Here is a 24,375-nt window from a genome sequence, read left to right on the forward strand (position 1 = left end):
TTAATTTTTATGCTGTGGGGTTACTGTGGGCGGTAATACTGCGGCATAACCCGGACTGTTTTTATCATATTGTCTGCAACTTCCATGATCTCCATTGGATAACCCGCCAAACGCAGCCCGGTGTTGGCTGCAGGAATATCTTCTAGGTACTCCAAGATCAGCCCGTTAAGCGTTTTAGGACCATCAGTGGGAAAATTCCAATGCTTTTCTTTGTTCAGATCACGGATATTGATGGTGGCATCTATCAGGAAAGTGCCATCCTGCTGCGGCGTAATTTCCTCACTAGCCGTTGGGATCATTGACGTAGTGAAATCACCAACAATCTCCTCCAGAATATCCTCCAGGGTCACTAAGCCCTGGATGTCGCCATATTCGTCAACCACCAGTCCGATGCGTTCTTTATTTTTCTGGAAATTAGCCAACTGCACACTCAAGGGGGTGCCTTCCGGCACGTAGTAAATCTCTTTCACTGCGCGTAGCAAAGAAGATTTACTGAATTGGCCTTTAGATTGTAATCGCAACGCATCTCGCAGATGCACAAAGCCAACGGTGTCGTCGATGTTATCGCGGTAAAGTAGCACCCGCGTGTGGGGACTTTGGATAATCTGTTTGTTGATGCTTTTAAAGTCATCGTTGATATTGATGGCGTATAACTCGTTACGTGGCACCATAATATCTTCTACCGAGACATTGCCCAGATCCAATACTGACAGCAGCATATCACGGTTACGACGGGGGATTAGCGCCCCGGCTTCATGCACAACTGTTGCAAGCTCTTCCTGACTCAACGCATCACTGTGCTTAACCGATTTCACGCCAATCAGTCTTAATATGAAAGAGGTGATCCAGTTCATCACCTTCACGAGTGGCAACATCACCCATAACAGCCACTTCAGTACAATGCTGGAGGGGAAAGCCACTGGTTCTGGTCGCAATGCGGCAAGGGTTTTGGGAGTGACTTCTGCGAATACCAGCACCACAAAAGTTAATACGCCGGTGGCAATAGCGATGCCAACATCACCATACAAGCGCATCCCTAACACTGTGGCCACCGCTGATGCAAGGATGTTGACTAGGTTGTTACCGATCAAGATCAGCCCAATAAGTCGGTCAGGACGTTCCAGTAGTTTCAGCGCCCGTTGGGCACCTTTATGGCCATTGCTAGCGAGGTGACGTAAGCGATAACGGTTCAGCGTCATCATAGCGGTTTCTGAACCGGAGAAATAAGCTGAAATCAAGATCAGGACTAGCAGGATCAGTAGCAGCGCGCCGGTCGATATAGCGTCCAAAAATGGGCTCCGTAAAGAATAATAAGCCTAGTAAATACTGGGAATTATTTGAGGTGTCAAGACAACCGATAGCAGATTGACTGCCATCGGTCATTTCCTATCAGTTGAGGATGAGTTCTTTTACCGCGCGGGCGCCAAAATAAGCGAGTGACAACAACACTGCTCCAGAAATGGTATAAACCACTGCGGTTTTAATACGGCAACCCACGGTGTATTGCTGCCACAACATGGCGATATAAACAAACCATGCGATGATGGACAACACCGCTTTGTGTCCTTGCCCGCTAGCGAACATAGAGTCCATAAAGATGAACCCCGTTGCCAGTGCCAGACTGAGCAAAATAAGACCGATGATCACCAGATGGTACAGTTGTTTCTCAACCGTCAGTAATGGCGGAATCGCATGGGTCATCAAAGGCTGTTTCTTTTTCAGTTTGTTCTGGATGAACATCAACTGTACTGCGTACAATGCTGCGATCAATAAAGTGCTGTAGGCCATCAATGACAGCACCACATGTACCAGCACTTCTGGATGTTGGCCGAAGTGCAGAATGTACTGTGGTGGTACCAACCACAGCAACGCTACCCCAATGATGGAACAGGCAAACACCACAGGTACCAGCACTATTACCCTGATATGCGGCATTACTATGGTGAACGTCAGCGCAATAATCCAGCACACCATAGAGATTACATTGGTCAGACTGAAATTCTGTCCATGATCAGTGAAAATAGCGGGATACAGGGCAAAAGCATGTAATACCACACCAATGGCGGCAAAAATTGTCACTAGTTTCCTGTTCGGGCCTTCTGGATGAAAAAGGCGACTAGTCACCAAAATCAGTGCCACGGCGTAAAACACCATTGCAACAGCAGGAAGAATGACCATTAGACGTTACCCTATTCCTTTATTGATAAAGATTACTGCGGTAATCCGCAAGAAATTGCTGCCGTAAGAATAACATGAGTGATATATGCTTGGGCAGTGACATAACCAACAAAAATTAAGTTGCTCGCAATCTTTAGTGGCAGATTTGCGCGATAAGTTCCGCCTTTAGCGATTATGCTTACTGCTACCACCTTGCTTGGTGGCATCTTGGCCGCACATAGTTATAATACGCCCCAACTGCAGAAATTGAAAAACGGAACAGGTCACACCATGTTTGAGAATCTTTCTGACCGCCTTTCCCGGACGTTGAAGAATATCAGCGGCCGCGGTCGTCTCACTGAAGACAACGTCAAGGACACCTTGCGCGAGGTGCGGATGGCGCTGCTAGAAGCAGACGTTGCGCTGCCCGTGGTGCGGGAATTTGTTAACAGCGTTAAAGAACGCGCTGTGGGGCAAGAAGTTAGCAAGAGCCTGACGCCGGGACAAGTGTTTATCAAAATCGTCCAGAGTGAGCTTGAAAAAGCCATGGGCGAAGCCAATGAAGCGCTGAATTTAGCAACCCAACCGCCAGCCGTATTGATGATGGCGGGCTTACAAGGGGCCGGGAAAACCACCAGCGTTGCTAAGCTGGCAAAATTTCTGCGAACACGTCAGAAAAAATCAGTGATGGTTGTCAGTGCTGACGTTTACCGCCCGGCCGCTATTAAACAGTTGGAAACCTTGGCGCAGGAAGTGGAAGTGGAGTTCTTCCCCTCGGATGTCAGCCAAAAGCCGGTTGATATAGCGCTCGCCGCTATTGCGCATGCTAAGCGTAAGTTCATTGATGTCATCATTGTCGATACTGCCGGACGCTTGCATGTTGATGAAGCGATGATGGATGAGATCAAAGCGTTACATGCGGCAGTTAATCCTATCGAGACCTTGTTTGTGGTAGATGCCATGACGGGGCAGGATGCGGCTAATACTGCCAAAGCGTTTAACGATGCGCTACCTCTCACCGGGGTAATTCTCACTAAAGTTGATGGTGATGCTCGCGGTGGCGCGGCACTGTCTATTCGCCACATTACGGGCAAACCGATTAAATTCCTTGGCGTTGGCGAAAAGACTGATGCATTGGAGCCGTTCCATCCTGATCGTGTTGCTTCGCGTATCCTGGGTATGGGCGATGTGTTGTCGCTAATTGAGCAGGTGGAACGTGGTGTTGATAAAGAGAAAGCGCTGAAACTGGCGCAAAAAGTAAAATCAGGTGGTGGTTTCGATCTGGAAGACTTCCGTGAGCAACTGCAGCAAATGAAGAACATGGGCGGCATGATGAGCATGATTGAAAAAATGCCCGGTATTGGCAAACTGCCACCTGATGCTATGGCGCAACTGCAAGGCGGTAAGCTGACAGGGCAAATGGAGGCTATTATTAACTCCATGACTCCGGGCGAACGCCGCAATCCCGATGTTATTAAAGGGTCTCGTAAACGCCGTATTGCTGTGGGTTCTGGGACGCAAATCCAAGACGTTAACCGTTTGCTGAAGCAGTTTACCCAGATGCAGAAAATGATGAAGAAAATGTCTGCCAAAGGCGGTGTCAGCAAGATGATGCGCGGCTTGGGGGGAATGATGCCGCCAGGAATGCGTTTCCCTGGGCGTTAAACACGCTTGAAATAAAGGTTTTAACGGGGAGTATTTTGGCCTGATGCGGTTGCAATTGGCTAAAAGTCAGGTAAAATTCCCCGGCTTTCTATGCTGGGACTCTTTGCGAACACAGAGTTCCAGTTTTTATTTTGCTGGCAAGCAAATCAAACAGAGGAACTAGAACGCATGGTTACCATTCGTTTATCTCGTGGTGGCGCTAAAAAGCGTCCATTTTACAACATCGTAGTGGCAGACAGCCGCAATGCACGCAACGGTCGTTTTATCGAGCGTGTTGGCTTCTTCAACCCACTGGCTCGTGGCCAGGAAGAAGCACTGCGTCTGGATATGGACCGTGTTCAGCATTGGCTGTCTAACGGTGCAGCTACCAGCGATCGCGTTGCAAAACTGATCAAAGACGCTACTAAAGCTGCTTGATTGTAATATAGGTATAGATTGATGAGCAGTAACCCCGAACCTATAGTGCTGGGCAAAATTGGCGCCAGTTATGGTGTAAAAGGTTGGCTGAGAATCACCGCCTATACCGACGCTGTTGAAGGTATTTTTGAGTATTCTCCCTGGCTGATCCAGCAACAGGGCGAATGGCGTGAGGTGAAGATTGACCGCTGGCGTTTTCATGGCAATACAGTAATTGCATTACTGGATGGTGTGGAGACCCGCGAGCAGGCGCAGATGCTCACTAATTGTGACATTGGCATCCTGCCTCAACAGATGAAATCGCTGCCGGAAGATGAGTTCTATTGGCGTGATCTTATTGGTTGTGAAGTCATAAACACCCAAGGCTACAACATGGGCATAGTTGATCAGATCGTGGAAACAGGATCCAACGATGTTTTGTTGATCAAAGCTAACGCCAAAGATGCCTTTGGCAAAGAGGAACGTATGGTCCCCTTTGTCACCGACCAGTTCATCAAACAGGTGGACATGACGGCAAAACAGATAATCGTGGATTGGGATCCGGACTTTTAAATCGAGGAAACAGCTTATGTGGTTAGGGGTTATCACCCTGTTCCCGGAGATGTTTCGAGCAGTAACCGATTTTGGTGTTACGGGTCGGGCCGTTAGAAATGGCCTGTTGGAACTTAACACGTGGAATCCCCGTGATTTTACGTATGACCGCCACAACACTGTAGACGATCGGCCTTATGGCGGTGGTCCGGGGATGTTGATGATGGTACAGCCGCTTCGCGAAGCTATTGATGCTGCCAAGGCAGCGGCGGGCGAAGGTGCTAAGGTGATTTATTTGTCACCTCAGGGGCGCAAGCTGACACAGCAAGGCGTGGCTGAGCTGGCACAGGCTTCTAAGTTGATTTTGGTGTGTGGTCGCTACGAAGGTATCGATGAGCGCATCATTAAGACAGAAGTCGATGAGGAGTGGTCGGTGGGTGATTACGTGCTTTCGGGCGGGGAGTTACCAGCCATGACCTTAATCGATGCGGTTTCAAGGCTAGTCCCCGGCGTGCTGGGAAAACAAGCCTCGGCAGAGCAGGATTCCTTCTCTGACGGATTGCTCGACTGTCCTCATTTCACCCGGCCGGAAGTGCTCAACGGTTATGAAGTTCCGGCAGTGTTGCTCAGTGGCAACCACGAACAAATTAGACGCTGGCGTTTGCAGCAGAGTCTTATTAGAACTCTTAAGCGAAGGCCGGAATTGTTTGAAACTCTAGCTCTGACTGACGAACAAAAGACTCTGTTAGCACAGTTCGTTGAGCCAATGGATTAGTGCGGTCAAGCTCAGTTAATTCTAGAACGGAGATACAAATGAACAAAATCATCAAAATGCTCAACGATGAGCAAATGAAACAAGACGTACCAGCCTTTGGCGCCGGTGACACCGTTGTCGTGCAGGTACGTGTTAAAGAAGGTGACAAAGAACGTCTGCAGGCGTTCGAAGGTGTGGTTATCGCTAAGCGTAACCGTGGCCTGCACTCAGCGTTCACTGTACGTAAGATCTCTAACGGTGAAGGCGTTGAACGTGTGTTCCAGACTCACAGCCCTCTGGTTGCCAGCATCGAAGTTAAACGCCGTGGTCGCGTGCGTCGTGCTAAGCTGTACTACCTGCGTGATCTGTCAGGTAAAGCTGCACGTATCCGTGAAAAACTGGCGACTAAATAAGCCAGTTACTTTAGATAACGCAAGTGTTCGCACAGAAGCCCGCCTATATGGCGGGTTTTTGTTTGTCTGTAAAAATTAAAAACAAAGCTTGATCCCTCATTGAAATAGGGGCAGACTGCTATCTATCGTAATGGTGTAACATTACATCGGTACAATAATCTTGGTTATCCATTTAATGCAGGTGAAGTAAGTGTCAGAGCAATTAGTACCCATCAATCCGCTGGAAAATGTGCGGATCCATGCTGAAAAAGTATTGTTTACCCCCGAGCAATTGAAACAAGAATTACCACTTCCCGAAAAGGGGCATCAGTTTATTCTCAACGCCCGCAAAACTGTTGCTGACATTATTCACAAACGAGATAGCCGCTTGTTGGTCATTGCCGGTCCTTGTTCTATTCACGATTTGGCGGCTGCTAAAGAATATGCGCTAAAGTTAAAAAAACTCAGTGATGAACTTCAGGATCAGTTTTACATTTTAATGCGGGTGTACTTCGAAAAACCGCGCACTACCGTGGGTTGGAAAGGCATGATCAATGACCCAGACATGGACGAATCTTTTGATTTGGAGAAAGGTCTGCGCCAAGCCCGCGAACTGATGTTGTTTCTAGCTGAACTGGAACTGCCGGTAGCAACCGAAGCGTTGGACCCTATCAGTCCACAGTACATTTCCGAGCTTATTAGCTGGTCAGCGATTGGCGCGCGTACCACCGAGTCACAGACCCATCGTGAAATGGCGTCAGGTTTGTCTATGCCGGTTGGCTTCAAGAACGGCACTGACGGTAATCTGGATGTTGCCATAAATGCGCTCAAATCAGCCGCAAGCAAGCACCGTTTCATGGGCATTAACCAGCAAGGGCAGGTGGCATTGCTGCAAACTCGCGGCAATCCCGATGGACACGTGATCCTCCGCGGGGGGGCTCATCCCAATTATGATGCCGACAGTGTCGCCCAGAGTGCCGAAGCACTGCATAAAGCGGGGTTGACCGCGCGCTTAATCATCGATTGCAGTCACGGTAATTCCAGCAAAGATCATCGACGGCAACCGTTAGTATGCCGAGAGATTTTCCAACAAATCACTGACGGCAATAAATCCATTATCGGCGTCATGTTAGAAAGCCATCTGTTTGAAGGTAATCAGAAATGTGATAAGCCATTGGCTGAACTGCAATACGGTGTTTCAGTTACCGATGCCTGCATCGACTGGGTGGCAACTGAGTCTCTGTTACGTCAGGGAGCGGAGCAACTCGCTTCGATCCTGCCGGGTCGATTTGATATGCTCAGAGCTGCCAATGCCTGATGGAAGATTTGATATGAACGAAAAGACCACCACCGAGTTAGAAAAACTCCGGGATCTGATTGATGGTGTGGATCAACAGCTGTTGTTGTTGCTACGGAAGCGGCTGGATTTGGTGGCGCAGGTGGGGGCCGTTAAGCACAGTGCTGGCTTGCCAATATATGCCCCGGAGCGTGAGGCCGCTATGCTGGCTAAACGTCGGGCAGAAGCCGAAACCATGGGGATCCAACCGCAACTGATTGAAGATGTGCTGCGGCGTTTGATGCGCGAATCCTATCTCAATGAAAAAGACGTTGGATTTAAGCAAGTTAAAGAAGATCTGGGCAAAATTGTCATTGTGGGTGGTAAAGGGCAGTTAGGGCAACTGTTTGCCCAAATGTTCAGTTTATCTGGCTATGAAGTGCATCTGTTAGATAAAGACGATTGGCAGCGGGCTAGCGCCATGTTTGAGGGTGCTGGACTGGTGTTGGTCACCGTGCCAATTGCTGTCACCTGCGAGCTTATTCGCGATAAGCTGACTCAACTGCCCACTGGCTGTATCCTAGCGGATTTGACATCTATCAAAACCGCACCCATGACGGCAATGCTAGAGACGCATCAGGGACCAGTGGTGGGATTGCATCCCATGTTTGGTCCAGATGTGGGGAGTTTTGCCAAACAGGTGGTAGTAGTGTGCCATGGTCGGCAAGCGCAGGCCTATGACTGGTTACTGGAACAGATAAAAATCTGGGGCGCCAGACTGGTTGAAGCTGAAGCGATAAAACACGACAAAGCGATGCAACTGGTACAGGCAATGCGCCATTTCTCCACTTTTGTATATGGCCTCAATCTGTGTCGGGAACAGGCAGATATGCAAAGTTTGTTGCAATTCAGTTCGCCTATTTATCGGCTGGAATTGGCAATGGTTGGGCGCTTGTTTGCCCAAAGTCCTGAGCTATATGCCGACATTATTTTTGCGCAAAAAGACAGCCTCAAAGCCATCTCGGATTATCTGGCAAATTATGCCGAGGCGTTAACGGTACTGGAGTCCGGCAACCGTGATGAATTCATTCGACGTTTCCGCGAGGTTGCGCAATGGTTTGGTGACTTGGCACCACAGTTCCAGCATGAAAGTCGCGCAATGCTGCAATCCGTAAACGATATGAAGAGCCACTAAACAATTATTCCTTGTTCTAACCTTCCTGGTTATTTAGTTGTCCTTAATATTTCGATATTAAGGACATTTTTCTATTTAATTTCAATTTATTAATGCTCTATTCCCTCGTTACTACTGAAAAAGTAAAGTGATCAGCCTCTCTCTTTTGCACACCTGATGTTGGCCTAGAGACTGAATTCTGTACACTAAGCTAAAACATGCAAAATAAATGCATGATAAAAAGGAGACCAACCGTGTTTTGTATTCAGTGTGAGCAGACTATCAGAACCCCAGCAGGCAACGGCTGCAGTTATTCTCAGGGCATGTGTGGCAAGCTGGCCTCAACTTCAGATTTACAAGATTTATTGATCTATATGCTGCAAGGCGTTTCCCTTTATGCCGCGCGTTTAAGGCCATTTGGCATTATCGATACGGAAGTGGATACCTTTGTACCGAAAGCCTTTTTCTCCACGTTGACCAATGTAAATTTTGATGATGAACGTATTGTGGAATATGCGCGCACCGCAGCGACATTGCGTGAGCGTTTACAAGCGCAATATCAATCACTCTGTAGCGAAAACGGCATCGCGGTAGAGACCTTTCCTGCGGCCGCCACGCTATTGTTGGCAACAACCAAACCCGAGTTACTGGCACAAGCCAAGCAGGCGCTGCCTAATCGTGGAGAGGTAAATGAAGATATTTTAGGGTTGCGTTTGCTATGCCTGTACGGCCTTAAAGGCGCTGCAGCGTATATGGAACATGCGCGCGTGCTGGGACAAACCAGTAGCGACGTTGCTGGAAAATTCCACGAAATCATGGGTTTTTTAGCAACCGATAGTGAAGATGCCGACAAGTTATTCAGCACTGCCATGGACATTGGTCAGCTTAACTATCAAGTGATGGCCATGCTGGATAGCGGCGAAACTGCCGCATTTGGTCATCCAGAGCCGACTCAGGTGAATACCAAACCTGTGAAAGGTAAAGCAATACTGGTTTCTGGGCACGATATGAAAGACTTGGAACTTATTCTGCAACAGACCCAGGATAAAGGCATCAATGTTTATACTCACGGTGAGATGCTGCCAGCATTGGCATATCCGCAGTTAAAGAAATACCCGCACCTCGTCGGTAATTATGGCAGCGCCTGGCAAAACCAGCAGCAAGAGTTTGCTAACTTCCCTGGCGCCGTTGTGATGACCTCAAATTGCATCATTAATCCTAATGTTGGCCATTATGCTGACCGGATCTTCACTCGCAGTATTGTTGGCTGGCCTGGCGTGTGTCATCTGGAAGGTGATGATTTCAGCCCAGTTATTGATAAGGCGTTGGCGCTGGAAGGCTTTAAATATGATGAAATCCCCCATCTGATCACCATAGGCTTCGCCCGTAACGCTTTGATGAATGCCGCACCTGCCGTGGTGGAAAACGTGAAAAATGGCAGTATTCGTCATTTCTTCCTAGTGGGAGGCTGTGACGGTGACAAGGCTGAACGCAGTTACTTTACCGACTTTGCCAAGGCGGCCCCGAAAGATAGCGTGATCCTCACTTTAGGCTGCGGTAAGTATAAGTTTAACAAGCTGGAGTTTGGTGATATCAATGGTATCCCACGGCTGTTAGATATCGGTCAGTGTAACGATGCCTATTCGGCCATTCAATTGGCGCTAGCATTGTCTGAAGTGTTTGAGTGCAGCGTGAATGAATTGCCGTTGAGTCTGGTGTTATCTTGGTTTGAGCAAAAAGCTATTGTCATTCTGCTGACGCTGCTCTCCTTAGGCGTAAAAAATATTCGTACTGGGCCAACGCCTCCGGCATTTTTAACACCGAATCTGCTGAACATCCTCGAAGAGAAATTTGGTCTGCGTAATGTCAGTACCGTCGCGGAAGACCTCGACAGTATTCTGGGCGCTGCCTGATTGAAGTATGGGCGTGGCAATGAGCTGCGCCCGTTTTTTAGAGGAGGAGTCAGATGACTATTTCTGCACAGGCGCTTAATGCTGCAACTGCGCATTTTATGGCTAAAGACTGGCAGGCAGAGCCGCTCCGGTTAATTTGTACTGCACGTTGGATGGAAACCTCAGACGTCATGAGCTTCCGTTTCCGGGCAGCAGAACCGCTGAAGTTTCGCTTCAAACCCGGACAATTTATCACTTTCCAATTGGAGATTGGGGGTGAGATATTGCATCGTTCATACACGATATCGTCATCACCTTCGCGGCCGCATTCATTGATGGTGACTATTAAACGGGTTAGCGGCGGTAAGGTTTCTAACTACTTGCTGGATAACTTACAACCCGGCCACAGTCTGCTCGCTATGGGGCCCTTTGGTGAGTTCAATCTGATAGATATTCCGGCAGCGCGCTATCTGTTTCTCAGCGCGGGTTGTGGCATTACCCCTATGTATTCCATGAGCCGTTATCTCACTGATACGCTTGGGCCAGAGGCCGATATCTGCTTTATTCACAGTGCAAAAACGCAGCAAGATGTGATCTACCGTGACAGCTTACAGGCAATGGCCAACCATCATAACGGTTTCGCACTCGGCTTATTGCTGCAACATGAGGCACCTTCCAGATTATTGGCAGCCGCTCGCTGCTACCAGGGCTATCTAGATGAATCTGTACTGCGCCAATTAGCACCGGATTTTTATGAACGCACAGTCTATGTCTGTGGCCCTGAACGTTTTATGGTTGCTTGCAAAAAACTATTTGAGTCGCTTGGGTTTGATATGGACCACTACCATCAGGAAAGTTTCGGTATGGTGATGGCGACGCATCCCAACAATACCGCCACCAATGCCTTCTACTCTCTGCGTGTGGCAGAGCAGTCAACACAGTTGCGGGCGGAGCAAACGTTGCTGGAAGGGATCGAGGCGATGAAGCTACCTATCATTGCGGCTTGTCGCAGCGGCGTATGCGGTGCTTGCAAATGTCGAGTAGCGGAAGGCGAGGTGACTTCTAGCAGCCAACAGACGCTGACGGCGGAAGAAATTGCTGCCGGGATGGTGCTGGCTTGCTCTAGCCGACCGCTATCTGATGTTAAATTAGTCTTGTGAACCACCGACAAGTACAAGATTTGACACGGGAGCATTGCACAATCTGAGATCACAAAGTATGGTTAAGTTACGGGCTACTGCAGGCCCTCTCTTCACAGATGTTAGCTGGAGAAAACGATGACCGGATCCCCCTCGCAATTGATACTCGCTGAAGATCGCAGCCTCGGACATCTACTATACGGACTGATGTGCGCGTTCCCGCTGTTTCTGTTGCCTGTAGTATTGAGTTTGCTGATTAATTTCAGTCAACGACATATTGCGTCAACATCATTGCTAGGGAGTCACTTGCGCTGGCAGCGCCATAGTATTTTCGGGCTGTTGTCTCTGATGGTGTTGGGTTATTGGAGCAATGCGTTGTGGTTAAGCCTGAGCTTTTTTGCGTTAGGTGTTATCTGGTTCAGCTACCGGATCTTTAAAGGATGGCTGAACCTGACGGACGGTGTGTCCATGTGAACCTATCAACTAAATTTTACGCGTATATTATAAAGTGAAGCCCTGATTTTCAGGGCTTTATTGTGTCGACATCAGGCTAACTGCAACGCTGTTGATAGAGTTGGGTTAATAACAGTCTTTGTGCTGCCAGATCTGTTACGGGCAGCACTATGCCATCGGTTTGTAAGTGGTTGGCTGCACAAGCGAGTTGTGCTCGCTGCTGCGGTTTGATGTAGCAGAGATTAACCAATATCGGCAGATGACTGTGCGCTTTTATGTTGACCAACGAGGCAAGATCGAGTGTTAACTCCTCGGGATTACTAAAGCTACGAATTCCCGCTTCACACAGCACTAATTGCTGATTTCCGCAAGAAAGTAGTAGGTCTGCGGCCGTCAGCCAGTCTTGCTCACTCGCCATGGTATTGCGCTCAAGAATTACCGGTATATGCAACGCTCCCATCTGGCTTAGCAGCGCTTTATTGAACATCTGTTTACCCGTGAGCAACAACATATCGGCATGGGGTTGTAATACTGCTAAATCTGCTGGTTGTAATACACTGAGAATACATTGTAACCCGGCATGATTAAGTTGCTGTTTGAGTTGCACTAATGCATCTGGAGTTACTTGCTCAAGACGATTAATAAGGACGGCCTGGAACCCAGCTTCGCGCAGGGCCAGCGCTTGTTGTCCCACACTTGGCAACAAATCCTCCGCGTTGATGGCGGTCATGGCGGTCAAACTGCCATTGCCCAAATGCAGTTCACCACTGAGCACTTCTGTCACGTTGGTTTTGAATTCACGGGAGTAACGGGCACTGTCACATTCGGTGACTGCTTCTTGTTCTTGCCTAGAACTGTTGGGCTCTATCATCAACTGGCTGTTTTCCAGTCGGGTAGGTTTTACATTTTCTGAAGCGTAACATCCTAGTACTTTGATGAAGCGGGTAATGCGCTCCAACTCATGTAATGCTTGTTGCACATCGGTATGACTGATATTGCCGTCAATATCAAGATAAAACATTTCCTCCCATGGCGTGCCGGGAATAGGCCGAGACTCCAGCTTGCTCATATTGAGATTGTGCGCTTTTAATACTAAAAGGGCTTCTACCAGCGCTCCTGGCTTTTGCGCCGTGGCCATGATCAATGTCGTTTTGGCAGGAAGTTGCTCTGGCACAACCACGGTTTTACGTGCCACGACGATGAAACGACTCTGGTTGACTTTCTGGTTTGCCAAATGTCGCTCTAACGGCTCCAGCTGGTACAGCGCGCCACCTTCAGCACTGCCAATGGCGGCCATCGTATGATCACCTTGGCTGACCAACTCCATCGCTTCGGCGCTGCTAGCACAATAGTGCAGCTTTATTTGAGGATGATGAGCCAGATAGCGACTGCACTGGCTTATGGGTTGTGGATGGGCATAAATGGCGGAGATTTGTTCACTGGTGGTTCCAGGCTTTGCCAGCAGACAGTGGCTAACGTCGATAGTTGTTTCGCCAACAATCGACAGATTAGTGTGCTGCAGCAGATCGTATACTTCATTGATCGAGCCTGATGAGGTGTTTTCAATCGGTAGAAAACCATAATCGGCATGACCGGACTCTACCGCTTGGGCGATTTCGTCGAAGCTGTGACAGCCCATATCCTGCATCTCCATCTCTCGTCGCTCACAATAGCGGTGAGCTGCCAGAAAGGAGTATGAACCGCGCGCCCCTAAATACGCGATGGTGTAGCTTGGCTTGCGGCCGTCCTGATCTGCACGTAATTGCAGGTAGGCTTGCTGGTTCAGCACTGAGTCTTCAATGATGGTCTGATACAGGCTGAGCACATAATGCGCATCCAATCCTTGCTCACGTCCCAGCTTAACTAATCGAGACAGTAGCTCTTTTTCGCGTTGCGTATCGCGGATTGGGCGAACATCGACTTCTTTACTGCGAGCCACTTCTAAGCTGAGTTGACGCCGTTTCGACAGCAGTTCTAGCAGCGATTTGTCTACGCTGGTGATTTGTTCGCGGATGTGGTTAAGTTGCGGCGTTTTTTTCATTCCAACCTCTGTACTTGGTCGTCACGGCTAAAGACGAAAAAGCCTCCCGCTTGGGAGGCTTGGTGTTTTTCACTGTCATCGTTACACGCTAACACCGCCTCCGGATCTGAGGTGTAAAAAAGAAAGTGAAAAAGAATACTTTTATTGTGTGCATAGGCTTAAAACTAAAGTGAAGGACGTACCCTGTCAACGAAAAAATCTGCACATTGTTTCAAATATAAAAAAGCGCCCCCTAAGGGGCGCTTGAACGCTGACTCACGTTAGGCCGCGTATTCAGTGGCATACTCTTCTGCCGGTTCCCCATTTAACAGGGTGCGTTTGGCGGGTTTGTGTGTCAGTCGATTCAGTTGCTTTTCCAGTTTCTGCCCCATAGCGTTGATGGCCGCGTAGAGATTTTGGTGCTTGGCCTGGGCAAATAACTGGCCGTTCCCCAATTTGATAGAGGTTTCGATTTTAAACAATGGTCCTTCGGTAAGGATGATGACATGGGGGTTAATTAACTGCACATCGTAACGATCAAGCTTTTCAAGCCGACTTTCGATACGGTTGCGGATAGCATCGGTGACATTAAATTCTTTGCTGGTAATTTTAAGCATATTGTCTAACCCTCTTTCATTTCCGTGGTTTCAGATTACCAATTGTGCCAAGTTGAAATGTGATCTTGATCAACAATTGTTTTGGCAAAAATAGCCTAGCTGTAGAAGTTTGATCCCTTATACAAGATCTACATCTGATGCACTAAAAAGCTTGAATCCTAGGGTGTAACTGGGCATATTTGACTGAATAGCTCCCGCTACTACTGCTTTTACTTCCTGCCGTTATTGTTCAACATCACATCAATTTGTCAGTCCCTGTCTGCTTTAGTTAAGCTTAGGTGAATATTTTATGGTTAGCATTAAAGCTAAACATAAAACTTATTGGATAGATTTTAAGGATGAATATGGCGCAAAAAGTACGGGTGTGGGATCTGCCTGTGAGGGTGTTCCATTGGCTAACTGTGCTGTTATTTGGGTTGCTATGGTGGACCGCTGAACAAGGCGAGATGCAATGGCATCAGCTATGCGCCTATCTGCTGCTGATAAATTTGTCGGTCAGGATTGTTTGGGGATTCATCGGTAGTCTGCCTGCGCGTTTCAGCCATTTTGTTGTGTCACCGCAAACAGTTGTTAAGTACTGGCGACAGCAATATCGTCAACACCATGCAGGTCACAATCCGCTGGGAGGCTATATGGTGTTGGCGCTTATGTGTTTGTTGGTATTACAGCTTGGCAGTGGCATGTTTGCGACAGATGATATCTTTATTGAAGGGCCGTTGTATTCGTTGGTCAGTGATGAAGTTGCCCATGGTTTTACTTGGTTGCACAAGCGTAACTTTGACCTGCTCTTGATATTGATTGCGGTCCATATCAGTGCGGTATTGGTGCATGAATTTTATGGCAACCGATTGGTTTGTGCTTTGATCAGTGGTAATAAAACGCTGCCTGATGGTGTGATGATAGCAGAACAACCTGGCCTTGGCTGGCGTTGGTGGTTGCTGCTATTACTAATAGCGGTTCCTATTACTTACTGGTTGATCCTACCGTTGCTAGCTTCTTGGTGACCTATCATCCCTAAAACAGCAGCGTCGGGGGGCAGACACTGCTGTTGTTCATATCGGTGAATGTTATCAGTCCTTTTTATAAACATCGTGGCAGGCTTTGCAGCTTTTGGCCGTCATGGCAAATGCCTGTTTTACCTTAGATTCATCACCACTCTTCGCAGCGCTAAGAAGTTTTAGTGTGTTTTGCTGCATATCACTAAGTTTACTTTCAAAATCCGTTTTATTTTTCCACAGTGTGGCGCGTGCTTCCGTATGGCCAGTCTCTGTACCGTCGATAAAACCTTCTAGGGGTAACTTAGCCAGCACGGCGATGTTTTCCGCACGGTAAACTACGGCGGTTTTATCAAAAGGCTTTTTCCCCTTAACCATGGCGCCGATATCAGCAAAATTGTGGCCTAGGACTTCAAATACGGCTTGGCGATAATGAATCGCATCTTCAGGTTTTTTAAATTCACCAGCCTGTGCGGTAGCCAAAACTGAACTCGCTATTGTTGCCAGCACTAACATTTTGAATCGCATCTAATCCTTCCTATTAACTATGTGATTTGTGTCACATATGTAAACAGAGGAAACCTTAAGGCGTCAACTGTTACTGATGCTTGAAAGCGATGGCAGGGCGCTTTTTTTTGGTATCACCACAAGATATACTGTCTTCACGTAGCATTACATGAAGACAGCGTAATTTATGCGACCACTTTGGCATGATGTGCAGCGATTGGTACTGCAAAATCCTCAGCAATTGGACTGCCTATTTGAACTGTTATTAACCGAGGATGAGCGTCAGGCAATTGCCGGGCGGTTAAAAGTGTTTCAATTATTACTGGCGGGTACGATGAGCCAACGGCAGATTGCCGCAGAATATGGCGTGAGTATCGCCACTATTACACGTTGTTCTAATTATCTGAAAAATATGCCGGAAGAGCTGCGTCAGCAGATAAGGCAATTGATATTATGAAGGCAAAACAACAAGAGCCCATTAGGGCTCTTGTTGTTTTGGCAGTTAGCGGTTTAACCGTGGCAACCACAGCCACCGTTACCACCACCACCGCAACAACCTTCTTCTTTATGATCGTGACCACCACAACAGCCATCGCCGTGCTGGTGTTCACCGCCACAGCAACCGCCTTCGTGATCATGACCACCACAGCAACCACCTTCATGGTCGTGGCCCCCAGCGTGAATATGGCCGTGAGCCAACTCTTCTGCGGTAGCTTCGCGTACTTCGAGAACCTCTACGGCAAAAGTCAGCGACTGGCCAGCAAGTGGGTGATTACCATCAACAATGACGGAGTTTTCCAGCACTTCGGTCACTTGTACCGGACGCTGGCCCATTTCTGTCTCAGCAATAAAACGCATACCGGGAACGATATCCTGAATATCACCAAAGGCTTCTAAAGGAACTTCCTGACGCAGACCATCATGGTATGGACCGTAAGCATCTTCGCAATCGATTGTGACTTCAAGCTGTTCGCCCTGAGTTTTGCCTTCCAGCGCTTTTTCAAGACCAGGGATCAGGTTTCCCATGCCATGAAGATAAACTAGTGGATCGGCGTCAAAGGAGCTCTCAAGCAGTTGGCCTTTGGCGTCAGTCAAGCGGTAGTGAATGGTTACCGCATGGTTTTGGGTGATTTGCATATCGCCTCCCGTTAATCGTGTCGGCGCATAATAACGTGGAAATGCCAAGCTGGCGACCATTGTTATTAGCGAATGCTAGCTGCTGCACATAGTTTGAACTCAGGGCATTCTTCTTATCGAGGAATCATCGGATAGCGAACGTATTTTTGAGAAACAAAAACGATTGTTGTGGCGGCAGTGTAAATCTGCTCATTAATAATTATTTAGTAAAGTAGTGCGTTTAGTGATGTTCTTTTAAGTGAATGACAACTTTGTTGATGGAGATATCAACAAAGCGCTTGACAATGGCAAAGGAAAAAAGCAATTCTGTGCGACATACTTATTTACACATTCAATTAACACTCAACACAGAATCCTTATGATGTACGTCAGCGTTGTGATTACCACCATTATTACAACCACCACCATTACCGGTGTGGGGGCGGGCTGACACATTCTTAAGGAAGTGTAAAAAATCAGGCCCGCTCCCATCAAAGGAGCGGGTTTTTTGTTTCTGGGGCGGCGGGTTACAGGAGATAGGCAATGAAGGTGATGAAGTTTGGTGGTACATCTTTGGCAAACTGGCAACGGTTTGATATGGCGGCTGGTATTATTGCCGATGCAGCCAAGGACGAAAGCGTTGCGACAGTGTTATCGGCACCTGCCACAGTGACCAACGGGCTGTTAGCAATGGTGGATACTGCCCTGGAAAAAGGTGATGTCGCTGCCGCACTCGGTAACGTTGAAGCGGTTTTTCGCAGTCTTTACGGTGCCGCTTTTGCCGTGTTAAACAACTCGAAAACTCAGCAGTCCCTAGAACAGTTACTGGACTCACAATTGGCCTATTGGTCTGAAAAACTGCAGGGCATCATGTTGCTGGGTGAATGTCCCGATGGCGTCCGTGCTGACATTGTTGTGGCTGGTGAAAAGTTATCAGCGGCGCTCATGGTCAAGGTTATGGAAGCCAAAGGACTGAGTGCTGGGCTTTTGGATCCCAAAGTACTATTTCTTGCGCACGGAACGCCGATGGAATCAACGGTGGATATTGGGGTCAGCAAGCCACGCTTTCGTTTGTTAGGGCTTGATGAAAAACGTGTTTGGGTGATGCCAGGTTTTACTGCCGCAGATGAACAGGGCAGAGTGGTGACGTTGGGGCGCAACGGTTCAGATTACTCGGCGGCGGTACTGGCCGCGTGTCTCGATGCATCAAGCTGCGAGATCTGGACCGATGTCGACGGCATCTATAATACCGATCCGCGGGTGGTGCCTGATGCTAAACTATTGTCTCAATTGAGCTATCAGGAAGCGATGGAGCTTTCCTATTTTGGGGCCAAGGTACTACATCCCCGCACTATTTCCCCCATCGCTCAGTTTCAAATCCCCTGTTATATCAAGAATAGTTTTAATCCGGCAGCGCCGGGAACCTTAGTGTCCAGCCATCCAGATCAAACGGGTTTACAGGTAAAGGCCATTTCCAACCTCGATAATCAGACCATGGTGGATGTGTCTGGACCCGGTATGAAAGGGATGGTCGGGATGGCTTCTCGGATCTTGGCCTCGATTGCTCGTAGCGGCGTTTCCGTGACGCTGATAACACAGAGTTCCAGTGAGTACTCTATTAGTTTCTGCGTGCCAACTGTAGATGCCAAACGTGTGAAGCGGGCGCTGGAACAAGAATTTGAACTGGAACTTAAAAGTGAATTGCTGGAACCATTGGTGATGCGTCACCAGTTAGCAATCGTGTCACTTATCGGCGATGGCATGCGCACACACAAAGGTGTGGCGGCAAAGTTTTTTCAGGCATTAGCCCAGGCAAGCGTGAATATCATCGCCATCGCTCAAGGATCTTCTGAGCGTTCCATCTCGGCGGTAATTGAACAACGTAAAACGCCACATGCGATCAAAGCCTGTCATCAGGGATTCTTCGATGTTCAGCAATATCTAGACGTATTTCTGGTGGGGGCTGGCAATATCGGTGCTGGCTTGTTAGCGCAGATTGCTCACCAGGAACAGATGTTACGCAGTCAAAATATCAGCATCAGGGTCTGTGGTATTGCTAACTCCAATCAAATGTTGTTACAAGCGAGCGGTATTGAATTAGCCCAATGGCAGTTACAGCTAAGCGAACAGGGTGAGTTATTTGATTTGCCTAAAATGTTGTCATGGGCCAAAGAGCAACGACTCTTAACGCCGGTGTTTGTGGATTGTACTTCTTCTGATGACATCGCTTCCCTGTATCCAGAGGTGATGGCGGCCGGTTTCCATGTGGTTACTCCCAACAAGAAAGCTAACACCCGCGACATGGCATTTTATCGGCAGTTACGTCAGACAGCGCTAGCCCAACGGCGCCAATTTTTGTACGAAACCAATGTTGGCGCAGGTTTGCCAGTGATAGATAACCTCAAAAAGCTGATGTTTGCCGGGGATAAATTGCTGCATTTCAAAGGGATATTGTCCGGTTCTTTGTCCTATATCTTCGGCAAATTGGAAGAGGGGATGACCTTATCAGAAGCGACCACCCATGCCCGTGAAAAATGTTTTACTGAGCCTGATCCCAGAGAAGACCTGAACGGGATGGATGTTGCGCGTAAGGTGCTGATTTTAGCCCGTGAGGCCGGAATGCCTTTAGAGATGAAAGACATAGTGGTGGAGTCAGTGTTGCCGCCAGATTTTGACAGCAGTGGTGATGTCGCAGATTTTATGCAGCGACTGACCGCGGCCGATGCTTGGATGGCGGCAAACGTTGCGTCAGCGCAGGCGCAAGGAAAAGTGCTGCGCTATGTCGGTGAAATTACTGCTGAAGGTTGCCGGGTTGGGATCCGTGCGGTAGACGAACATGATCCACTATTCCGGGTGAAAGAGGGGGAAAACGCACTGGCTTTTTACAGTCGTTATTATCAACCTATTCCTTTTGTTTTGCGTGGTTATGGGGCGGGCACAGAGGTGACGGCCGCTGGGGTGTTTGCCGACCTGTTGCGTACGCTGAACTGGACTCGGGAGGTGGATCTATGAGTCTGCCAGATTCATTAACCGTTTATGCCCCGGCATCTATGGGAAACGTGGGCGTTGGTTTTGATCTCTTGGGTGCCGCGTTAGCGCCCATTGACGGTAGTCTGCTAGGTGATACCGTCACCATTACTCATGCTGATGCAGGTGTACATCTGCAGCAACAAGGTGTCTGGGCGCATAAACTGCCCGATTCACCGCAACAGAATATCGTTTTTCAGTGTGCTGAATTTTTTCTGCAGCGGTTTGCCGTTAAAGGTGGTGTTTCACTAATACTGAGTAAGAACTTGCCCGTCGGCAGCGGTCTGGGTTCCAGTGCCAGTTCCGTGGTAGCAGCGCTGTTTGCACTGAATGAGTTCTTTGGAAAGCCCTGCAGTCCACAACAACTGCTGGCATTGATGGGCGAATTTGAAGGGCGCATCAGTGGTTCTGTGCACTATGATAATGTGGCTCCATGTTATTTGGGGGGAATGCAGTTGATGCTGGATTTGCCACAACGGATCTGCGAGCCGATCCCAGCGTTTGAACAATGGTATTGGGTGGTGGCTTATCCTGGTATCTCACTTTCAACGGCTAAGATGCGGGCACTCATGCCGACGCAATACGAACGACCTGTGGTCATCGATTTTGGTCGCAATCTCAGTGCGTTTGTGCACGCCAGCTATCGTCAGGATGAAGCTTTGGCGATTGCGGTGCTTAAAGATGTGCTGGCCGAACCTTATCGCGCCCCTGCTATTCCTGGCTATGAACAGGCGCGAGCAGCATTAGCGGAATTAGGTATGATGACCACGGGCATCTCTGGCAGCGGACCAACGCTCTTTTCTATTTGCCGGGATCTGCCAACCGCCGAGTTAGCAAAAGACTGGCTGGAGCAACATTATTTGACGGAGACTGGGGGCTTTAGCCACATCTGTCGCTTGGACAACTTGGGGGCGAGAGTATTGCCGCAAGGTCAATACTAATTAAGAGCAAGGGCTAAATGATATGGAACTGTACAATCTCAAACATCCTGCGCAAAGGGTGAATTTTTCGGAAGCGCTTAAATTAGGGCTCGGTATCGATCGTGGACTGTTTTTCCCATCGCGGATTCCCCGTTTGCAGAATGTCGAAGCGTTACTGGCACTGCCTTTTGTTGATCGCAGTAAACGTGTGTTAGGAGCTTGGCTTGCAGACGAGTTGGGGCAATCGCTGGTCGATGAACTGGTTGAAAAGGCGTTTAATTTCCCACTGCCGATGGTGCCCGTTGATGAACAACGTAGCAGTCTTGAACTGTTTCATGGCCCGACACTGGCGTTTAAGGATTTCGGGGCACGCTTTATGGCGCAATGTCTTAACGCGCTTGGCGGCAATCAACCCCTGACTATTTTAACCGCAACTTCAGGTGATACTGGTGCCGCGGTGGCCGATGCTTTTTATGGCCTAGAGAATGTCAGAGTGATGGTGCTGTACCCTAAGGGCAAGATCAGCGAACTACAGGAAAAAATGTTTTCCACCCTTGGTGGTAATATCCATACGGTTGCCGTTGAGTCGGATTTCGATGACTGTCAGGCCTTGGTGAAGCAGGCATTTGAAGACAGTGATATTCGGGACGGTTTGCGTTTAAATTCTGCAAACTCAATTAATATCAGTAGGTTACTTGCGCAAATCTGTTATTATTTTGAAGCGGTAACCCGCTATCGCCAGCAATATCAAGACTCCCCGGTGATTGCCGTACCCAGTGGCAACTTCGGTAATTTGACCGCGGGTCTGCTGGCTAAAGCGATGGGCTTACCGGTGAAGCGGTTTATCGCAGCAACCAACAGTAATGACACTGTGCCACGTTATCTCACTTTTGGTGATTGGGCACCAAGGCAAACAATGGCAACGATGTCAAATGCTATGGATGTTTCTGAACCGAGCAACTGGCCGCGGGTAGAAGCTATTTTCAGTGAGATGAAATGGCCGTTGAGCGAGTTGACCGGATTAGCAATCTCTGAGCAGCAGACACAGGCGTCGATGCAGGCGTTGCAAGCGCTGGGTTATCAGGCGGAGCCACATGCTGCTGTGGCTGCGGAAGCGCTTCATCTTTGCTTAAAAGCGGATGAACGCGGGATTTTCTTGGCAACTGCTCACCCTGCGAAGTTTAAAGAGGTGGTGGATCGGCAGTTAGGAACTCGTTTACCGCTGCCGCCAGCGTTGCAGCGCGTGAAGGACAAGCCTGTCCTGTCGGCGGTATTACCTGCAGATTTTGCAGCACTGAAAGCGCATATGCTTGCGGTGTTGTGATACGAGGAACGAGACATTCAACCCCGCTTGGTCGCGGGGTTTTTTATAACTGCGGTAATACCGTTAGCTACTTTGAGATTGTAGCCACGCTATCTCGTCGGGCCAGATTTCTGGACGGATAGTTTCCAATATGAGCGGAATTTGCACCGTTGCCGGATGCGCCATGATGGCACTGAAGGCATCTTTACCTATCGCGCCATAGCCTAATGAGTCATGGCGATCGACATGGCTATTGAAAGCGCTTTTACAGTCATTGAGATGCATCCCTTTGAGATATTTGATACCGACTATCTGCGCAAATTCCGCAAACACCTGAGCCACGGAATCATTGGTTCGCAAATCGTAACCTGCAGCAAACAGATGACAAGTATCCAGACATACCCCGACTCGTGACTTATCTTCAATATGTTCAATGATTTCTGCCAACTGTTCAAAACGGTGACCAAGATTGGAACCTTGCCCGGCGGTATTCTCTAGTACTGCGGTAACACCTGTTGTTTGTTCTAATACCAGGTTAATAGAGTCGGCAATGTTGCGCAGACATAAGGATTCACTTATTTCCCGCAAATGGCTCCCCGGATGAAAGTTAAGCAGCGTCAAGCCTAATTGTTCGCAGCGCTGCATTTCGTCCAAGAAGGCTTCCCGAGATTTCTGCAACATATTTGGATCTGGGTGACCTAGATTAATCAAGTAGCTGTCATGTGGCAGAATTTGTGCTGCACTGAAGTGTTGTTCAATGCAATTCTGCTTGAATTTTTCTATCTCCGCAGCCGTTAACGGCGATGCATTCCAGCGGCGTTGGTTTTTAGTAAAAAGTGCGAACGCCGTTGCACCTATGGCAGCAGCATTGAGTGGCGCATTGGCAACACCACCTTGAGCGCTAACATGGGCACCCACCCATCTTTTATCCAACATGTTATTTGTCTCGTGTTGTCATTATGGTGCCAGTCTACTCAAGCTTGGGGGGGGGGGCACGGGTAACCTTCTGTTGTGATTAAATAAACTACAGTTGAGGCCGATAATTACTGGCTAATTATGTGAGTATGAGCGGTGCTTTATGCAATTTGTAGCCAGTTTTCCTTGATCTTTGTCATGTATTAAATAAACAACACTGGTTACCATTAAAATTCGCTGGGTTGTTTACTGCTATTATTGAGTAAACGGCCCCCAAATGAAGGAGAGCCTCTATGCTGCAAAGATTAATGAATGATCACAAGCATATAGCTGTATTGCTCAATTTGCTTAAAGGAAAGTACCAAAAGCTTTCAGAAGGTGAACCGGTCAATTTTTGCTTGGTTCGTGACGTTGTTGAGTATATGCAGGAATATACCGAGCACAGTCATCATCCTGTTGAAGATATTGTGTACGAGTACTACGTGGGGAAATTTGCCAAAGAGGAATCTACCAAACGTCTGACTGAAGAACATCATAAGGTGGTGGCAGCGTCTGCCGCGCTGGCGTCGACTTTAAACCTCATTCTTAATGATATTGTGGTGGCTAAAGATAAGTTGGTTCAGGAGCTAAGAGACTACGTCACTCTGCAGGAGCAGCATCTATTGTATGAGGAAGAACATATTTTCCCAAAATTGCAGCGCAAGCTGACAGCGTCGGATTGGCAACAAATTGAGCAAAATTGTGCTTTGAAGTTGATAGAGGATCCGCTGTTCAGTAGTAACGATCAAATGTTTGATGAACTGCGTCAGTATATTCAGACAATAGAGCCATCTTCTGCGGCAACTTTGAGCCATTGATGTCCGTAGTCAGCGCTGGTGCCGGGGTATCCCGGCATTTTCTTTTCTATCATTATCAGTATTTTTAACGGATAGAAATCATCAACTTATTCTTAGTTAATACGTGGATTTGACTCTCTTTTAAGCGTTCTGGCGCTTGGTTATTTCTATTTTATCTAACCCACTGGATTTAGCTCGATCTTTATTACTAGATAATCACAACTTCATTAACTATTATTAACTGATACTTTTGCGTCATCTTATAACTG

23 protein-coding genes and 1 other annotated feature are annotated in these 24,375 nt (G+C 48.1%); of the genes, 16 read left to right on the forward strand and 7 right to left on the reverse strand.

The window, feature by feature from the left end; translation table 11 throughout:
* Positions 1-20: 20 nt before the first annotated feature.
* Together J3L11_RS10580 and ccsA are read right to left on the reverse strand one after the other, a co-directional pair.
* The gene (locus J3L11_RS10580) at positions 21-1,289 is read right to left on the reverse strand and encodes a CNNM domain-containing protein (protein WP_189617580.1); all 1,269 of its coding nucleotides are present in this window, start codon (positions 1,287-1,289) and stop codon (positions 21-23) included.
* A gap of 100 nt (positions 1,290-1,389) precedes the next feature.
* A complete protein-coding gene (gene ccsA / locus J3L11_RS10585) occupies positions 1,390-2,178 on the reverse strand; it encodes a cytochrome c biogenesis protein CcsA (protein WP_189617581.1) in 789 nt (262 codons plus the stop codon).
* Positions 2,179-2,448: 270 nt separating this feature from the next.
* Here ccsA and ffh point away from each other — a divergent pair, with 270 nt between their 5' ends.
* The 10 genes from ffh to J3L11_RS10635 all read left to right on the forward strand — a co-directional run bounded on the left by ffh (position 2,449) and on the right by J3L11_RS10635 (position 11,871).
* Entirely contained in the window at positions 2,449-3,822 is a 1,374-nt protein-coding gene (gene ffh, locus J3L11_RS10590; protein WP_207570966.1) for a signal recognition particle protein, read from the forward strand.
* A 168-nt stretch (positions 3,823-3,990) separates the two neighbouring features.
* The gene (gene rpsP / locus J3L11_RS10595; RefSeq protein ID WP_133038056.1) at positions 3,991-4,239 is read left to right on the forward strand and encodes a 30S ribosomal protein S16; all 249 of its coding nucleotides are present in this window, start codon (positions 3,991-3,993) and stop codon (positions 4,237-4,239) included.
* Positions 4,240-4,260: 21 nt separating this feature from the next.
* Positions 4,261-4,791 (forward strand): ribosome maturation factor RimM, encoded by a 531-nt coding sequence (gene rimM, locus J3L11_RS10600; protein WP_207570967.1) that lies wholly within the window; start codon positions 4,261-4,263, stop codon positions 4,789-4,791.
* A gap of 16 nt (positions 4,792-4,807) precedes the next feature.
* Positions 4,808-5,545 (forward strand): tRNA (guanosine(37)-N1)-methyltransferase TrmD, encoded by a 738-nt coding sequence (trmD, locus tag J3L11_RS10605; RefSeq protein WP_133038058.1) that lies wholly within the window; start codon positions 4,808-4,810, stop codon positions 5,543-5,545.
* Between the two features lie 38 nt (positions 5,546-5,583).
* Entirely contained in the window at positions 5,584-5,937 is a 354-nt protein-coding gene (gene rplS, locus J3L11_RS10610) for a 50S ribosomal protein L19 (RefSeq protein ID WP_133038059.1), read from the forward strand.
* A 190-nt stretch (positions 5,938-6,127) separates the two neighbouring features.
* Positions 6,128-7,234, forward strand: coding sequence for a 3-deoxy-7-phosphoheptulonate synthase (locus J3L11_RS10615; protein ID WP_207570968.1), 1,107 nt, complete (start codon positions 6,128-6,130; stop codon positions 7,232-7,234).
* 13 nt (positions 7,235-7,247) lie between these two features.
* Positions 7,248-8,387, forward strand: coding sequence for a bifunctional chorismate mutase/prephenate dehydrogenase (tyrA, locus tag J3L11_RS10620; RefSeq protein WP_207570969.1), 1,140 nt, complete (start codon positions 7,248-7,250; stop codon positions 8,385-8,387).
* A 233-nt stretch (positions 8,388-8,620) separates the two neighbouring features.
* Complete coding sequence (hcp, locus tag J3L11_RS10625) at positions 8,621-10,279, forward strand: hydroxylamine reductase (protein WP_207570970.1); 1,659 nt, start codon at positions 8,621-8,623, stop codon at positions 10,277-10,279.
* A gap of 53 nt (positions 10,280-10,332) precedes the next feature.
* Positions 10,333-11,418: a hybrid-cluster NAD(P)-dependent oxidoreductase gene (locus J3L11_RS10630; RefSeq protein ID WP_207570971.1), complete on the forward strand. Its 1,086-nt coding sequence runs from the start codon at positions 10,333-10,335 to the stop codon at positions 11,416-11,418.
* Between the two features lie 117 nt (positions 11,419-11,535).
* Complete coding sequence (locus J3L11_RS10635) at positions 11,536-11,871, forward strand: hypothetical protein (RefSeq protein WP_133038064.1); 336 nt, start codon at positions 11,536-11,538, stop codon at positions 11,869-11,871.
* A gap of 76 nt (positions 11,872-11,947) precedes the next feature.
* Here the strand turns inward: J3L11_RS10635 and pheA are convergent, their stop codons facing one another.
* Both pheA and raiA read right to left on the reverse strand, forming a co-directional pair.
* Complete coding sequence (gene pheA / locus J3L11_RS10640) at positions 11,948-13,891, reverse strand: prephenate dehydratase (RefSeq protein WP_189617588.1); 1,944 nt, start codon at positions 13,889-13,891, stop codon at positions 11,948-11,950.
* 32 nt (positions 13,892-13,923) lie between these two features.
* Positions 13,924-14,038 (reverse strand) — a sequence feature (Phe leader region).
* A gap of 113 nt (positions 14,039-14,151) precedes the next feature.
* Positions 14,152-14,487, reverse strand: coding sequence for a ribosome-associated translation inhibitor RaiA (gene raiA, locus J3L11_RS10645; protein WP_133038066.1), 336 nt, complete (start codon positions 14,485-14,487; stop codon positions 14,152-14,154).
* A gap of 344 nt (positions 14,488-14,831) precedes the next feature.
* Between raiA and J3L11_RS10650 the strand changes: the two genes are divergently transcribed.
* Complete coding sequence (locus tag J3L11_RS10650) at positions 14,832-15,491, forward strand: cytochrome b/b6 domain-containing protein (RefSeq protein ID WP_242695191.1); 660 nt, start codon at positions 14,832-14,834, stop codon at positions 15,489-15,491.
* A 66-nt stretch (positions 15,492-15,557) separates the two neighbouring features.
* Here the strand turns inward: J3L11_RS10650 and J3L11_RS10655 are convergent, their stop codons facing one another.
* Positions 15,558-16,010: a cytochrome c gene (locus J3L11_RS10655; protein ID WP_207570973.1), complete on the reverse strand. Its 453-nt coding sequence runs from the start codon at positions 16,008-16,010 to the stop codon at positions 15,558-15,560.
* A gap of 166 nt (positions 16,011-16,176) precedes the next feature.
* On the opposite strand from J3L11_RS10655, the gene trpR reads away from it, so the two are divergent.
* A complete protein-coding gene (trpR, locus tag J3L11_RS10660) occupies positions 16,177-16,446 on the forward strand; it encodes a trp operon repressor (protein WP_189617591.1) in 270 nt (89 codons plus the stop codon).
* 53 nt (positions 16,447-16,499) lie between these two features.
* On the opposite strand, the gene slyD is transcribed toward trpR, so the two are convergent.
* Positions 16,500-17,126 carry a peptidylprolyl isomerase gene (gene slyD, locus J3L11_RS10665; RefSeq protein ID WP_133038070.1) on the reverse strand — a complete coding sequence of 209 codons (627 nt, stop codon included), beginning with the start codon at positions 17,124-17,126 and terminating at the stop codon, positions 16,500-16,502.
* Positions 17,127-17,648: 522 nt separating this feature from the next.
* On the opposite strand from slyD, the gene thrA reads away from it, so the two are divergent.
* Genes thrA through thrC form a run of 3 tightly spaced genes read left to right on the forward strand, consistent with a single transcriptional unit; the run spans position 17,649 to position 22,376 of the window.
* Positions 17,649-20,117 carry a bifunctional aspartate kinase/homoserine dehydrogenase I gene (gene thrA / locus J3L11_RS10670; RefSeq protein ID WP_207570974.1) on the forward strand — a complete coding sequence of 823 codons (2,469 nt, stop codon included), beginning with the start codon at positions 17,649-17,651 and terminating at the stop codon, positions 20,115-20,117.
* The gene (gene thrB / locus J3L11_RS10675) at positions 20,114-21,073 is read left to right on the forward strand and encodes a homoserine kinase (protein ID WP_133038072.1); all 960 of its coding nucleotides are present in this window, start codon (positions 20,114-20,116) and stop codon (positions 21,071-21,073) included. The genes thrA and thrB overlap by 4 nt, the downstream gene beginning before the upstream one ends.
* 22 nt (positions 21,074-21,095) lie before the next feature.
* Positions 21,096-22,376: a threonine synthase gene (gene thrC, locus J3L11_RS10680; protein ID WP_207570975.1), complete on the forward strand. Its 1,281-nt coding sequence runs from the start codon at positions 21,096-21,098 to the stop codon at positions 22,374-22,376.
* A 63-nt stretch (positions 22,377-22,439) separates the two neighbouring features.
* Here the strand turns inward: thrC and nfo are convergent, their stop codons facing one another.
* A complete protein-coding gene (nfo, locus tag J3L11_RS10685; RefSeq protein WP_207570976.1) occupies positions 22,440-23,291 on the reverse strand; it encodes a deoxyribonuclease IV in 852 nt (283 codons plus the stop codon).
* Between the two features lie 272 nt (positions 23,292-23,563).
* On the opposite strand from nfo, the gene J3L11_RS10690 reads away from it, so the two are divergent.
* On the forward strand, positions 23,564-24,127 hold the full coding sequence (locus tag J3L11_RS10690; RefSeq protein ID WP_189617594.1) for a hemerythrin domain-containing protein: 564 nt from the start codon (positions 23,564-23,566) through the stop codon (positions 24,125-24,127).
* Positions 24,128-24,375 lie beyond the last annotated feature (248 nt).

This window comes from Shewanella sp. 4t3-1-2LB (assembly GCF_017368415.1).
Classification (GTDB): Bacteria; Pseudomonadota; Gammaproteobacteria; order Enterobacterales; family Shewanellaceae; genus Shewanella; species Shewanella fodinae.

What these genes read in the sequence shown, in the direction of transcription:
- ccsA (WP_189617581.1), bottom strand. Translation starts at nt 2,178, where the DNA reads ATGGTCATTCTTCCTGCTGTTGCAATGGTGTTTTACGCCGTGGCACTG.
- ffh (WP_207570966.1), top strand. Translation starts at nt 2,449, where the DNA reads ATGTTTGAGAATCTTTCTGACCGCCTTTCCCGGACGTTGAAGAATATC.
- rpsP (WP_133038056.1), top strand. Translation starts at nt 3,991, where the DNA reads ATGGTTACCATTCGTTTATCTCGTGGTGGCGCTAAAAAGCGTCCATTT.
- rimM (WP_207570967.1), top strand. Translation starts at nt 4,261, where the DNA reads ATGAGCAGTAACCCCGAACCTATAGTGCTGGGCAAAATTGGCGCCAGT.
- trmD (WP_133038058.1), top strand. Translation starts at nt 4,808, where the DNA reads ATGTGGTTAGGGGTTATCACCCTGTTCCCGGAGATGTTTCGAGCAGTA.
- rplS (WP_133038059.1), top strand. Translation starts at nt 5,584, where the DNA reads ATGAACAAAATCATCAAAATGCTCAACGATGAGCAAATGAAACAAGAC.
- tyrA (WP_207570969.1), top strand. Translation starts at nt 7,248, where the DNA reads ATGAACGAAAAGACCACCACCGAGTTAGAAAAACTCCGGGATCTGATT.
- J3L11_RS10630 (WP_207570971.1), top strand. Translation starts at nt 10,333, where the DNA reads ATGACTATTTCTGCACAGGCGCTTAATGCTGCAACTGCGCATTTTATG.
- J3L11_RS10635 (WP_133038064.1), top strand. Translation starts at nt 11,536, where the DNA reads ATGACCGGATCCCCCTCGCAATTGATACTCGCTGAAGATCGCAGCCTC.
- pheA (WP_189617588.1), bottom strand. Translation starts at nt 13,891, where the DNA reads ATGAAAAAAACGCCGCAACTTAACCACATCCGCGAACAAATCACCAGC.
- raiA (WP_133038066.1), bottom strand. Translation starts at nt 14,487, where the DNA reads ATGCTTAAAATTACCAGCAAAGAATTTAATGTCACCGATGCTATCCGC.
- J3L11_RS10650 (WP_242695191.1), top strand. Translation starts at nt 14,832, where the DNA reads ATGGCGCAAAAAGTACGGGTGTGGGATCTGCCTGTGAGGGTGTTCCAT.
- J3L11_RS10655 (WP_207570973.1), bottom strand. Translation starts at nt 16,010, where the DNA reads ATGCGATTCAAAATGTTAGTGCTGGCAACAATAGCGAGTTCAGTTTTG.
- trpR (WP_189617591.1), top strand. Translation starts at nt 16,177, where the DNA reads ATGCGACCACTTTGGCATGATGTGCAGCGATTGGTACTGCAAAATCCT.
- slyD (WP_133038070.1), bottom strand. Translation starts at nt 17,126, where the DNA reads ATGCAAATCACCCAAAACCATGCGGTAACCATTCACTACCGCTTGACT.
- thrA (WP_207570974.1), top strand. Translation starts at nt 17,649, where the DNA reads ATGAAGGTGATGAAGTTTGGTGGTACATCTTTGGCAAACTGGCAACGG.
- thrB (WP_133038072.1), top strand. Translation starts at nt 20,114, where the DNA reads ATGAGTCTGCCAGATTCATTAACCGTTTATGCCCCGGCATCTATGGGA.
- thrC (WP_207570975.1), top strand. Translation starts at nt 21,096, where the DNA reads ATGGAACTGTACAATCTCAAACATCCTGCGCAAAGGGTGAATTTTTCG.
- nfo (WP_207570976.1), bottom strand. Translation starts at nt 23,291, where the DNA reads ATGTTGGATAAAAGATGGGTGGGTGCCCATGTTAGCGCTCAAGGTGGT.
- J3L11_RS10690 (WP_189617594.1), top strand. Translation starts at nt 23,564, where the DNA reads ATGCTGCAAAGATTAATGAATGATCACAAGCATATAGCTGTATTGCTC.